Source organism: Pantoea sp. B566 (assembly GCF_024793925.1).
GTDB classification, from domain to species: Bacteria; Pseudomonadota; Gammaproteobacteria; order Enterobacterales; family Enterobacteriaceae; genus Pantoea; species Pantoea ananatis.
Genome location: NZ_JANUQL010000003.1, coordinates 3,223,234 through 3,235,368, shown reverse-complemented (window position 1 = coordinate 3,235,368; position 12,135 = coordinate 3,223,234). Strand labels below are relative to the sequence as shown.

The 12,135-nt window shown below is 55.1% G+C and carries 14 protein-coding genes; 3 read left to right on the top strand and 11 right to left on the bottom strand.

The window, feature by feature from the left end:
* Window position 1: 1 nt before the first annotated feature.
* Genes pilP through NYE92_RS16715 form a run of 5 tightly spaced genes read right to left on the bottom strand, consistent with a single transcriptional unit; the run spans window position 2 to window position 5,208 of the window.
* Complete coding sequence (gene pilP / locus NYE92_RS16735) at window positions 2–505, bottom strand: type IV pilus biogenesis protein PilP (protein WP_259019197.1); 504 nt, start codon at window positions 503–505, stop codon at window positions 2–4.
* Window positions 492–1,781: a type 4b pilus protein PilO2 gene (gene pilO2 / locus NYE92_RS16730; protein WP_259019196.1), complete on the bottom strand. Its 1,290-nt coding sequence runs from the start codon at window positions 1,779–1,781 to the stop codon at window positions 492–494. The genes pilP and pilO2 overlap by 14 nt, the downstream gene beginning before the upstream one ends.
* A 2-nt stretch (window positions 1,782–1,783) precedes the next feature.
* Window positions 1,784–3,457 (bottom strand): PilN family type IVB pilus formation outer membrane protein, encoded by a 1,674-nt coding sequence (locus NYE92_RS16725; protein WP_259019195.1) that lies wholly within the window; start codon window positions 3,455–3,457, stop codon window positions 1,784–1,786.
* Between the two features lie 10 nt (window positions 3,458–3,467).
* Window positions 3,468–3,911 (bottom strand): type IV pilus biogenesis protein PilM, encoded by a 444-nt coding sequence (pilM, locus tag NYE92_RS16720; RefSeq protein ID WP_259019193.1) that lies wholly within the window; start codon window positions 3,909–3,911, stop codon window positions 3,468–3,470.
* 1 nt (window position 3,912) lies between these two features.
* Window positions 3,913–5,208 (bottom strand): TcpQ domain-containing protein, encoded by a 1,296-nt coding sequence (locus NYE92_RS16715; RefSeq protein ID WP_259019192.1) that lies wholly within the window; start codon window positions 5,206–5,208, stop codon window positions 3,913–3,915.
* A gap of 570 nt (window positions 5,209–5,778) precedes the next feature.
* On the opposite strand from NYE92_RS16715, the gene NYE92_RS16710 reads away from it, so the two are divergent.
* Window positions 5,779–6,054 carry a hypothetical protein gene (locus NYE92_RS16710; protein WP_024472565.1) on the top strand — a complete coding sequence of 92 codons (276 nt, stop codon included), beginning with the start codon at window positions 5,779–5,781 and terminating at the stop codon, window positions 6,052–6,054.
* Between the two features lie 376 nt (window positions 6,055–6,430).
* On the opposite strand, the gene NYE92_RS16705 is transcribed toward NYE92_RS16710, so the two are convergent.
* Both NYE92_RS16705 and NYE92_RS16700 read right to left on the bottom strand, forming a co-directional pair.
* On the bottom strand, window positions 6,431–6,775 hold the full coding sequence (locus tag NYE92_RS16705) for a hypothetical protein (protein WP_259019191.1): 345 nt from the start codon (window positions 6,773–6,775) through the stop codon (window positions 6,431–6,433).
* A complete protein-coding gene (locus NYE92_RS16700; RefSeq protein WP_259019190.1) occupies window positions 6,772–8,316 on the bottom strand; it encodes a methyl-accepting chemotaxis protein in 1,545 nt (514 codons plus the stop codon). The genes NYE92_RS16705 and NYE92_RS16700 overlap by 4 nt, the downstream gene beginning before the upstream one ends.
* 251 nt (window positions 8,317–8,567) lie before the next feature.
* Between NYE92_RS16700 and NYE92_RS16695 the strand changes: the two genes are divergently transcribed.
* Together NYE92_RS16695 and iraP are read left to right on the top strand one after the other, a co-directional pair.
* Window positions 8,568–9,062: a MarR family winged helix-turn-helix transcriptional regulator gene (locus tag NYE92_RS16695; RefSeq protein WP_259019189.1), complete on the top strand. Its 495-nt coding sequence runs from the start codon at window positions 8,568–8,570 to the stop codon at window positions 9,060–9,062.
* A gap of 177 nt (window positions 9,063–9,239) precedes the next feature.
* Window positions 9,240–9,584 carry an anti-adapter protein IraP gene (gene iraP, locus NYE92_RS16690; protein ID WP_022622171.1) on the top strand — a complete coding sequence of 115 codons (345 nt, stop codon included), beginning with the start codon at window positions 9,240–9,242 and terminating at the stop codon, window positions 9,582–9,584.
* Between the two features lie 305 nt (window positions 9,585–9,889).
* Here the strand turns inward: iraP and NYE92_RS16685 are convergent, their stop codons facing one another.
* The 4 genes from NYE92_RS16685 to NYE92_RS16670 form a co-directional block, all read right to left on the bottom strand.
* A complete protein-coding gene (locus tag NYE92_RS16685) occupies window positions 9,890–10,138 on the bottom strand; it encodes a DUF2442 domain-containing protein (RefSeq protein ID WP_024472138.1) in 249 nt (82 codons plus the stop codon).
* Complete coding sequence (locus NYE92_RS16680; RefSeq protein WP_024472137.1) at window positions 10,122–10,364, bottom strand: DUF4160 domain-containing protein; 243 nt, start codon at window positions 10,362–10,364, stop codon at window positions 10,122–10,124. Before NYE92_RS16680 ends, NYE92_RS16685 begins: the two co-directional genes overlap by 17 nt.
* A gap of 90 nt (window positions 10,365–10,454) precedes the next feature.
* On the bottom strand, window positions 10,455–11,009 hold the full coding sequence (locus NYE92_RS16675; protein ID WP_028724187.1) for a single-stranded DNA-binding protein: 555 nt from the start codon (window positions 11,007–11,009) through the stop codon (window positions 10,455–10,457).
* A 75-nt stretch (window positions 11,010–11,084) separates the two neighbouring features.
* A complete protein-coding gene (locus NYE92_RS16670) occupies window positions 11,085–11,594 on the bottom strand; it encodes an STY4534 family ICE replication protein (protein WP_210451338.1) in 510 nt (169 codons plus the stop codon).
* Between the last annotated feature and the right edge of the window lie 541 nt (window positions 11,595–12,135).

The window sequence follows — 12,135 nt, the reverse complement described above, 5'->3', positions numbered from 1 at the left end:
CTCAGAATGAAAGTTCGGTGTCGTCACTGAGACGCACGAGCGTTTCGGTCACGGCCGTGACACGCTTTGCCGTGCCGGGGATCTGGTCACCTTTCACCACCTCGGCGATACCGCCGCTCGGCAACAGGAGGCGTGCGCGGAGCTGGCCGGGCTTACCGTAAATCTCGACCAGCCGGATGCCGGCAGACTTAGCGTTCGATGAGCTGCTCTCTTTCACCTGTGCAGATGATGGCGGCATCTGCCCGGCTTGCGGGTAAGAGGAGAGCGGCGGAACGACGGCTGACAGCGCTGGCGCAGACGCGACGGGCGTCTGACTCTCCCGCAACTGCTGCTGCAGTCGCGCCGTCTGTACCCTCTGCTCAAGCAGCAGGTTTTGCGCCTGAGCGGATTCCAGCTCACCCAGGGTGACGTTGGGCGGAAGAGAACCGCTGTCTGCTGCCTGAGCGTGATGCATCAGCGTCCATGACAGCAGCAGACAGATAACGGCAGGGCTATTTCTGCGCATAAACGCTCCCCTTAATGGTGTAATTGAACTTCGCCTGCTCGTTCATAGTGATGGCCACGCTCGTCAGACGAATCCCCGTCGCATCCAGCCCCTGAAACAGCAGCTCAGGCTGCAGGCGGGAGTTGATGATGAAGGTGAATTCCCGCCAGTCCTGCGGTGCTGTTTTCATTTCCTGCCCGGGTGCGAGAACTGGCGGCTTTACTTCATCAAACTTCACATCAATGTTTCGCCGCTGCAGATGAGAGATGAAGCGCATCAGAAGCACATCAGTACCCGGCAGCTTTTCGTCTTCAAACTGCGCAGGGCTAACCCTGGCAGGGATAAACACATCCCCGTTTTTGCCGCCTTCCTGAAGGTTAAAGACCGCATCGAGGCCAAACAACTCCTTGACGCGTCTGGCAAAATCACTCACCGTGGCGCCCGGCATGGCGGTATAGCGCAGGCGTATGCCCTTCGGAATGCATTCCGCATCTGAAACGCGCCAGCCGGCAACAGAGGCGTACAGCGGTTCACGCGTCAGCCAGCAGAAGCTGAGCATCACAGGCACCGGCAACTGATGCGCCCAGGGATGCGGTGCTGAGGCAGGCAGCACAGGTTTTGCCGGCGTCATGGCCATCCTTGCGCGGAATGCGGCTTCATCGGCGGCCTGTCTGGCCCGTTCGCTGAGGGTGTCTTTTGCATACCAGCCGGCATACAGCAACACGATCAGTAACAGTGAGGGCAGTGCGACTTCCGCCGGGCTCAGGCGACGGCGGAGACGGCAGCGTTTGAGCTGAGCGCCTGTGAGGCCTGAGGTAACAGACAGTACATCAGTATCCTCATCAGCTGCTGCAACGCAGCGGAACTCACCCGATTCGTTTTCGTTGAAATGCAGGAAGTTTCTGGCGGCGGACTCTGCATCAGCCCGGGTGCCGGTGAAGTCGCCCATGACCGAGAGGTGTCCATTGTTTATGGCAAGAAGCACCCAGCTGTCATGCTCACGGCTCAGCCGGTATATGCCCCAGGCATTGCCGCTTTCTTTTAGCTGAAACGCCAGAGCCAGAGAGTACAGGCCGCTACGGGTCCGGCCCGGAGAAACATACCCCACCAGAGCATGCGGACGAGCTCCCTGAATCCGGTAGTGCGTGTCCGCAGCACGGCTGCCGTGGCGAAGCCACTGAATACCGGACTGTGCCTCCTCCCACTCCATCCCGGCCACCCATTCGCGGCGGTTTTTTCTGTCTCTGACCGTTACGCCGGAGCTGAGATGAATTGACACTTTCTTTTTGATTTTCATCGTTATTGTCCCAGCAAAACCGGCGTAATCATAATGATGAGCGTGGAACGGCTCTTCGCGCCGCTCTGACCGCCGCCCAGAAGATAATTTTCAGGCGAAAAGGTGCCCTGCTTGTCTGAGGATGCGTTCTGTTGATCTGAGCCGGTAAGTACCAGCGTCTGACCCGCTCGCAGGTTGACCTTGCGCGCAAGTCCTTCGGTTGCGGTATTGGCGACGTCGTTACGGGTATTGCCGTCCTTGCTGATAAAACTCTTGATATCGGGCGGCGTGGTGTAGCTGTAGGCGAACTGCAGCTGGATATCGCCATTTGCCTGCACAAAAGGCAGCATGGTAATGAAGAGGCCGGTGGTAATACTGGATACGCTCTGACTGGACGTCACCCCTACGTTGGCCACCGCCGTGGAGCTTGAGCTGTTTAGCATCCCGGTATTGTTGGATAACTGGTAGGCCACCGGTGTCAGGTTAGCCGTCGGGTCGGTCTGGTTAAGGGCCATCGTGACCGTACCCTGCTGCTCAAGCGCTCTGATCATGAGTTGTGAGCCGGAAAATTTCTCAGCCCCGCCGGTTACGCTGTTCAGGATGGACAGACCAAAGCTCCCCGCATTGGCCGGGGCACCGGTAAAGGTGCTGCCGATACTCGCGCCCAGGCCGGAAACCGTTTTGGCAACCAGCCCCCAGTCCAGCCCCCTGTCGACGTTTTTGGTCTGGGTGAAACGGACTATCTGCAGTGTCAGCTGTACCTGACGGTGCAGGACCTGATTCTGGTAATCAATGTAACGGCCGACCCTGTCCAGTACGTCAGGCGTGTCAGTCACGCTGAGCGTGCCGGTGGCGTCAGACAGCCAGTAGCGGCCGCTTTTTGGCGTGAGTATCTGCTCGACCGTTTTGCGGATATCGTTATAGAGGTCGCTGTTCATGCCGTAGTTGGTTTTCTGATTCGAACTGACGTCGCCTTTGGTGCCGCCTGTTCCGCTCTGGTTGCCCAGCTGAGCACCCGCCCCGGAGGTGATAGACGCGGAGCTGTCGACTTTGGTATTGAGTATGGCGAGCTGAAAGGTGCGCGTGTCCTGAATAAAGAAATCCACACGCCCCGTTGTGCGGCGAACGGAAAGGCCCAGCGTACTGGCGGCAATGTTCAGGGCTTCCTGCGCATCGCCCTGAAATCGCGTTCCCTGGAACAGGACAGGTTCAGACGTTGACATGACAGCGGGCTGCGCCGGCATACCCATCTGTGACAGCGGCACCCGACCGTTGTCGTCCGGTGCCGGGAGGCGGCCGCTCATCTGTGACGTGACGACGCTGCCACCGGCGGACTGCAGCAGCGCAGCGGACACCTCCGGCGAGATGTAAACCCGGAAGCCACAGAGGGCATTAATGCGGCTGGCTATCTGCGGCAGCGTCAGCCCTTCGGGACTGTTAAAATACACCGGACAGGGTGGCATTCTGACGTCGTCCGGCGCCGCGATAGCTGACTGAATGGGTTTCAGGTTCACCCAGGGCTTGTCCGCCCACACGACAGCCGGCTGCGACATATCCAGGCGGCTTTGCAGTATCCGCTGCGCCGTGTCGCCCTGCGTATTGTTGTCTTTTTCAATGGTGGCCACGTCTCTGACCGAGCACGCAGAGAGCAGCACGGCCATGGCCAGCAGCGTCATTTTTAATGGGGTGCGCGACATCCGCTGCTCCTCAGTTAAGGTAAACAATGCTCCCCTCCGTCACGCCGGACGGAAGGGAAAGATTCATGTCGGTGCCGTCATACATGCGCAGACGGCCTCCCGAAACGGTCAGCGCCAGCGCAGAGGATGTCGACTGATTACGGAGCGCGGCATAAACCCCCGGCGTGTCAGCGACCCAGACCCACAGCCTGCCGTTCTGAATGACACTCTGAATCCGCTCATCAGGGGGCGGCATCATACCGGTCGCCGCCGGCGAAACGGGGCCGTCACCCACTGAGCGGCCATGCCGCCAGTCGTTTACCGCATCAGCCGTTCGCAGCATGTCGGTGGCAAGCCGGGCGGGCGCGGCCACGGTCACTGACTGCGTGACAACGTCAGAGTTACGACGCTGGGCGTCACTGGCCATCAGCCAGAAGAACATGGCCAGCGCGATAACCGGCATGGCAAAACCCATTTCAGCGCCCTCCGGGCGTGGGTGTGTCGCTGACGGACACCAGGCACTGAATGCGGTTTGCTTCGGCAAACAACGGCTTTTCAGCGTGGCGGTACAGGTCAAACACCTGCACCAGAACCGACTCGAAATTGCCGTGAAACACCAGGGGGGCATCGATGCGGTAATCCAGCGTGACGGGCCAGATCAGGACCCAGTTGCCGCCACTGGCGCAGGGCGCTTTTGCCGTCCAGGCGATAAGCGCTTCTTTAAGCGTGGTGCCCGGCTCAGCCCGCCAGGTCTGCCCCGTGGCAGCCGGCGTTACCGGTGTACCCGTCGAATAAGTGGGTACGATGCGGCTGTCCGCAGCGGGTGCCGGCGTGACAGCCGTGGACGGCTGCTGATGCACGACTGAAGACGCTTTCGGCGTGGCATTCACTGTAGTCAGGGGGGCAGTTTTGGTTTTGACGGCTGCAGGCGTAATGACGGCGTGATTCTGTTGCGCGGTGGTGTGCGCAGCAGCTGCGGTTCCCGCTGAAGCTAAAGAAGCCGGCTTCTGTGAAGAGGCCGGTAAACTGCCTGAGGTTACTGACGACTGACTCTGCTGCAGTACCGGCGAGGGAACGCTGAGGCTCTGCGGTTTAAGTCCTGAGGGCGTGACCACATCACCGGTGAAAGGGTTTCTGGCAAGCCCGGATGCAGGAGTCTGAACTGATACGGCTTTAGCCTGCACAACCGGAGCTGCGTATGGCCTGGTGACCGGGGCGCTGACCGCAGGGCGAATAGCCGGAAGGCTGGCAGCCGGCGCTGAAAAACTGCGGTACTGGTCGCGCAACTCGAAGCAGACTTCACGGTTTACTTCGTCCACCTTCAGACGCCAGGCGGGACCCGCGACAACCTGAAGCGCTTCGCTGAGCTTCAGCGGGCCGATGGTGCGCTGAACGGCGGGCAGCGGGCGGCTTAAAAGTTCAGAAAATGCAGCGGTCGTTGCTGAACACAGTGAATAGCCTGACTCCAGCAGCAGATAGCGGAATCCTTCACCGACCGTACTGACCAGCTGCGCCGGCATAGTGATATCGACAACCTGATTCAGCGGGTCCAGCTGCGCATCGGCAGGGCGGGTGCTGACCAGGGTATAGCGATCGTAGCGCACCACCTCAGGCGAGCGGTTGCGATAGATATCATCAAATCGGGCCGGTGTGCGGCTGCGGGAATACACCGATGCGTTGTCTGTCGCGGCTGCATTCACACAGCCTGCCAGCATCACAGTGCAGGCAATGATGCCGGCACGTTTACCGGCCTGTCCGGAAGGTACTGCCATCAGGTTCCACCCCAGGAATAGTCTTAATCAGGACTGTTATTCTGGCCGTAGCGTGAAACCGGACAATTCAAAACTCTGATCGTGGACTGAACAAAAAATTTTCGGAGGTGGAGATTAGCCGCTTGCTCTTTCATACCTTTGTGAGAATAACCAGGCTAATGGCGTTCTCCGCAAAGAGCGCTCTGTACAATGTAAAAGGGGAACCAATCGCCTGAGGCAGCTTTTTCGGACACTCGGTTTTCACCCTTTACTGATATATCTCTGCGGCCTGCTACGTAATGCCATAATAGCAATTTCATGGCAGGACAATGTTATCACCTGAGGGTTTAAGGCTGATTAGTGGATTACAGCCAACCAGTATCTTTCTGTTTACGATGCCATCATCTGTTAATGAGGCCCAGCCCCTTGTCGACTCAACATCATATCCGGATACATTCAGGGCCATTTTTGATTATAAGTTTCGGGAGTTAGGGTGTAGATTAAAATTCAAACATAAAAGAAATACCGCTCCATTGTAGTGCCACTTGTCCGCCAGAATGGACTTTTATCACCAGAAACAGGAAGGTTAATATGTTCAGAATTGAAGAAGAGAACGTTAACATTGTCATTGGAGAAGCCCTGTTAGCACTGATTGATGATGACGCTGAAGTCAGTGCAAAAAACCTGTCGGATCATCTAAAGGGGATGCTTAAAACTGAGACCAGCGAAGCGCGTCGAAAGGCCATTCAGGATGCAATCAGGCAGACCGGAGGGTTTTTACAAAGTGCAGGAGACGTGCAAGATAACGCGGCCAGAGGGAAAACTGCTCATGCTAGAGGAACCTCGGGGCCGTTCATCTGCCACTGATAACGATCGACCCTTCGCTCTTACACATACTGCAGGTGGTGCTTCAGGATGAGTCAGTTCCCCCTGCTTCTCATTATCTTAACGGCCTTTACACACCCTGCCCGCACCGCCCAGTCACTGGTTTCCTGACTGAGGCGGTTCAGCGCGGAAATAATGTCTTCTCTCATTACGTCGTCTTTTATGCTGAGCAGTTGCGAGGTAACGATACCCGTCAGTTCAAATGCCTTTTCCCTGGTATCCACTCTGGAACCCATGAAGCCTCCGTAAAGCGAATGTCCTTAAAGTATAGCACCCTGAGCGAAACGGCCCGGCAGTGCCTGTCGGGCCGTTTCTGGCATTAAAGTGTGTGCATTCGAAATGGGTAAGGCTGGAATGCTTAAAGTATTATTTTAGTTTTTCCTGGCGGGCCGTCATCACCATGACCGGTGAGGCAGACCATAAAATTATTCATCATCGCAATTGCTCGCCCCGTCGCAATCAGGTCAGCGGCAAGCAGTACGTCTTCCCGGAGGAGTAGCTCCATAACGCCCGGCACTGCCATTCTGGTATGTATCGGCTCAAAGGCCCGGCTCATGTGAAGCAGGTTGTTGGCAAAAGTGGACGTTGAGAGGTAATTTCCCAGAATCAGCTGGTTTACCAGGAAGTCTACACTTTCCTTCAGCCCGCGAAGTGTCTTATACATTTGTACGGCTTCTTGCGCTTTATCAGCATCGTGACTCATACCTTAAACGTCTCCACAATGTTGCGCAGGGTGTGGGCCTGCTCTGAAAGGGACTGTGAAGCGGAAGAAGACTCCTCGACCAGCGCCGCGTTATTCTGAGTGACGCCATCCATCTGGCTCACGGCAATGCTGACCTGTGAGATACCCTGCATCTGTTCCGAGGACGCCAGCGACAATTCATCCATGGATTCGGCCAGCTCACCCACCATACCGACAATTTTCAGGATGCTCTGCCCGGTTGATGAGGCCACTGTGACGCCGCTCTCCACCTGCGTGACAGCCTGCTCTATCAGGGTTTTAATGTCTTTCGCGGCCGTAGCGCTGCGCTGCGCGAGCGTCCTGACCTCTCCGGCAACCACGGCAAAGCCGCGGCCCTCTTCACCGGCACGCGCCGCTTCGACGGCGGCGTTCAGGGCCAGAATATTGGTCTGGAACGCGATGCTTTCAATCACTGAGGTGATGTCGCGTACCTTCGCTGCACTCACTGAGATGTCATACATGGTGTCCGACATGCGCTTCACATCGGTTTCACCGTTGCGGGCCAGTTGCGCGGTCTCGCGGGCCGAATCTGCCGTCTGCCGGGCGCCGGCCGCGTTACTTTTCACAGTAGCTGAGAGCTGCTCCATGCTGGCAGCCGTTTCCTGCAGGGCGGCGGCCTGTTGTTCAGTGCGTGAGGACAGCTCCGTGTTGCCCTGTGAAATTTCATCTGCGGCCAGTGCCACGGAGGCGGACGAATCTTTAATCTTCGACACCAGGCCGCGAAGGTTCGCCTGCATACCATCCAGTGAAGCCAGCAGGCTGGTTGTGTCGTTACGGCGCAGCGTAACCGGTCCTGTCAGGTCGCCGGCAGCGATGGCGGCGGCCAGCGCCTGAGCCTGAACCGGCTCACCGCCCAACTGTCGCATCAGGCTGCGGCTGACAATCAGGCAACCCGCCACGGCGGTCAGTACAGACAGCAGTGTCAGAATAACCAGTAGCGCACGGGTCCGGGAAACGGTCTCACTGGTTTCACTGACCGTATTTACCGTCTGCGCCCTCTGAATCTCGGTCAACTTGTTTAGCGCATTCAGTAACCTGCGCTGTGCAGGTCTCGCAGTCTTCAGCAGGTAAGCAGTCGCTTCCTGCTGACGGTTCTCCAGCCCCATTTTGCCGGCCGTCATCAGCGTCTGCATAGCATCACTTTCTGCCGCGAGTATTTCAGCCAGCGCGTTTTTGCCCTGCTCACTGACATTGCTGGCCATGCTGTCTACAAGCCGCTCACGTTCCGCGATGTACTTCTGGCGCTGAGTCGTCATGCGCTCCCATTCAGGCCTGGAGTCTTTCTCATCGGTCAGCAGCGCCAGGTTGCGGACGGCAATCGCCATGTCGCGGATATCACCCCGCATATCCAGAACAATCGCAAACCGTTTCATTTTATTGTTTATCGCATCATTCATGCCGCGCTGCGCCTCGGTCAGCGCGTGCAGAGCCGTACCCGTGCAGATAACCAGAAGCAGAACAAGTAAACCAAAGCCTGTAGCAAGACGTGTTGAAACCTTCATTATTTTTCCTGGGTGTGATTGTCACTGTCAGGTTCTATCGGCTGCAACAGGGGTAGACTCCACAGGCTTTACAAAATAAATTGAACACAACTTAATTGATGTCATTATTATTGCTGCCGGGGTCACTCTGTCGGTGGTTAAAGGCATCCGTATCTGTCCGTGATATCCTTTTTATTTCCGGCTCACTGCGCCTGTCGCACAATACGGTTCGCCAGACGCCTGCCGGCTTCATCCTCATCAGGAGTTCCGGAATGACCGACACAAATGACGTCAGTGAAAGTAAAGGTGACCAGCCTCAGAGTCTGGAGCAGTTTCTCTGCTTTGCGCTTTACTCAGCCTCGCTGGCCATGACAAAGCTTTACCAGCCGCATCTGAAGCCCCTCGGATTGACCTATCCGCAGTATCTGGCGCTGCTGGTACTGTGGGAAAAGGACGGTATCACGGTGTCTGAGGTAGGTCAGCGCGTGCAGCTGGACACGGGTACGCTAAGCCACCTGCTGAAGCGACTCGAACAGGCAGGCTTCATCAGCCGCATGCGCGACACCGGTCATGATGAACGCAGGGTGATTATCCGCCTGACCGGAGCAGGCCGTGAACTGGAAAGCCGGGCCGCCGGGGTGCCTGCTGCGATGATTTGTGAAATGGGCATTCCGTTTGAAACGCTCGCCAGTCTGCGTGACGGTATAAGGCATGTTCAGGAGAAAATCGTTCAGGCTTTGCCCTCACAGGGGAATCATAAAGCCTGATGTTCTGTGACCGTTTCCTGCGCATCGAGGCAGTCGGGCTTCCGTTAAAAAGACTCAATTGACGCGTTCAGCCCGATTGTACTGGTCATTGCGGACTGAACATGGCGGTCTCGCCTGAACAGCAGAGTGCTGAACAGCTCATTTTAAAAAGCTAATCTTCACTTTAAGGAGGATATAATGAAAAACGTTGTACTCAGCATGCTGGCTAAAATATCGCACATCGATGCAGGTATGAAGCAGTTAACAGCCCGCGTTGAGGCGCAGTCTCTTCTCATTAGCGCGCTTGTTCTTGCTGTCAGTAAAGAAGGTGGCGTGACCGAAATGATTGAAAGCGCCAATAAGGCGATTAATACGGTTATTGACTCTGCCGAATGCGATGACCTGCTGAAGTCTGATGCCGCGCTCCTGCTCAGTGAATTTCAGAGCCTGCTGACCATTTCGAGGGCTGTTGATGAAGCAGATGAAGAAATTAATCATCAAGGTATTGCTGAACTTAACCGTGCATTTAAACCTGTTGATTAAGCATGCATGTCCGCTGGTCTGATTGCTCACAAAGCAAATGTTGAGCTCCAGCGGAAAACCGGAGGTTCGGGTGAAAATATGCTTTTCAGAAGGGCTGACATTCACAGGCCTTAGTCGGAGGGTCATGCTAAATAAAACTTCTCCTTTTATTCATAAAGACTTTACTGCCATCGGGATGGTTTTATTTCAGGGGGAACAGCCTGCGTATTTTATTTCTGACTGCCATTAAACTAATTTAAAAGAATTTGTGTTTTAAGACTTAAATTAAAACGCCAGCATCAGCTGGCGTTCTGGTTTTTGAATTATTATGCAACATGATGAGGGGTATGGGTTACGTCACCCCGGCCAGCCAGCAGGCCATCCACTGATATATCCTCATTGAGCACATCCCAGTGAATGCCACGCTTACTCAGCTCAAAGTCGTTTCTGTCTCGTTCTGATGCGTTGAGAAGTTTTGGAAACCAGACAAGTGGCACTCCCATCGTTCTGCCATCGCTCAGCTCAACCCACATGGTACTTTCGTCGAACCTTACCGTTTTAGCTGAAATAGTCATTCCAGGCCTCCACAAAAAGCGTCTGGTTAACTTTAACCAGCTTTGTTAACTCTCTGAGCGTTATGGAATCGAATCCATCATTAGTGCTCAGCCGGACTTCACCCTGCGTCCAGAATTTGGCTTCGCCCTCAGCACTGCGAACATGGATATGAGCAGGTTCGAGGGGGTTACCTTCGTTTGAATAAAAGAAAAATTTGAATCCGCGTACTCTGAGTATAACGGGCATAAACGTTTTACCCCGTGCATGGCTCGATTATGGTGAATAAAAAAGCGCCAGTCAAACTGGCGCTCCTGATGGTATAACTTAATGAATCCTTTACGAAATTGCGTAAATGGCCTTACGACAGACGCCATAACCGTGTCCGAGGAACGGTATGTCATCGTCAAAGTCCATTGGCGGCTCGTTCGCCGGATTACTCGGAGCCGACTGTTGTGCCTGAGAAGGCTGAGGCTGTTGTGGCTTACCCCATCCATCTTGCTGGCCTGAAGGCTTATTGTTTCCACTGGTGTTGGTGCTGTTTTTAGCCCCGCCCAGCATCTGCATCGTTCCATTTACATCAACCACGATTTCGGTCGTATAGCGTTTAGTACCTTCGCTATCCTGCCATTCACGTGTTCTGAGTTTGCCTTCGATATAAACCTGTGAACCCTTACGCAGGTATTCACCGGCTATTTCAGCCAGCTTTCCAAACAGCACGACGCGATGCCATTCGGTTTTTTCCCGGTTTTCACCGGTCTGTTTGTCACGCCATGTTTCTGAGGTGGCCAGAGAAAGACTGGTCACTGCAGTTCCGTTTGGCATGTAACGAACTTCGGGGTCCTGACCGAGATTGCCGACCAGGATAACTTTGTTGACGCCGCGTGCGGACATAATGAATTCCTCTTAGAAATGGTGTTGAGAGGAACACACCCGCCGGGATGTGTTCCGGCGGTGTGTCCGTGACGCTTAGAAAGATTCCGGATCGTAAGCCTTTTGAGCGGCTGGACCGGTTTCTGGCGTCTGGGAAGCGTTAGGAGCCTTGTAAACAACGACCTGTCCCTTTTTGATGAACTCAACCTTTATCAGGCGGGCCTTCAGTGAGGGGCGGGATTCACCGGCATGCTCACCGCTTTGCAGGGTAAAAACGTCGGCTTTAAGACCACTGAGTACAAATCCAATCAGGACTTTTTCCTCTTCATCAACGGCTTTCTGACAGCGGTTAATAAGTGAGGTCTGCTCTTTACCTGCAACGGTAATGTCGAAGCGGGTATAGGATGCACTGTCAGTTGGTCCGGTCAGGGCATTGATAACGGCGCAGGTAAATTCACCTTTTTGCCCCTCAAGACGACGAATCGAACTGAGGTAGCCGATACCACTGACGTTAAGGTTGAAATACTCTTTCTGGTTGTTGCCGGTAGTGGCAGAGCCAGCAGAGGCAGTGTTGTTTGAAGCAGGGGTGTTTGCAGTTGCAGTCATGATGTGATCTCCGGAGTAACACGAAACAGGGTGCGGAGAAACATCAGTCCCGTGCGGGAGAGAGTTTCCCGCAGGGGGTCAGCAAGTAATTGCCGACAGGCTGTATTAGTGAAGTGGACCTTAACCTGGTATACAGGTCCCTGTTTGCAAAGGTTAACAGGTTTGAACCGCCCGAAAGCGCCATCTCTCAGGTTATGATGGCATTGGCATGTGATTACCCGAAGGCGTTCCTCTCAAATCACCGGAACATTGGCAGTTGTCGGAAGGACAACGTTTAGCCTCTTTATCTTTCACGTACACGCAGCGCTTGTCAATCTGGCTACGTATAAAAATTCATCAGTGCGCGGATAATAAAAAGCGGCACCTCTCGGCACCGCCATCGGGGTCTGCACCATCGACCTTAAGTTAATCTGCCTGAGGCAGTTGCTCCGCTGGCGTGTTCAGCTCCCGGCACGGGTTTCACGGAGTTTTCGTGCCTTGCCGCCTCCCGCACAGGTAGTAGGGGGCGGCCAGACTGTATTCCGGCAGCACATGCATTAGA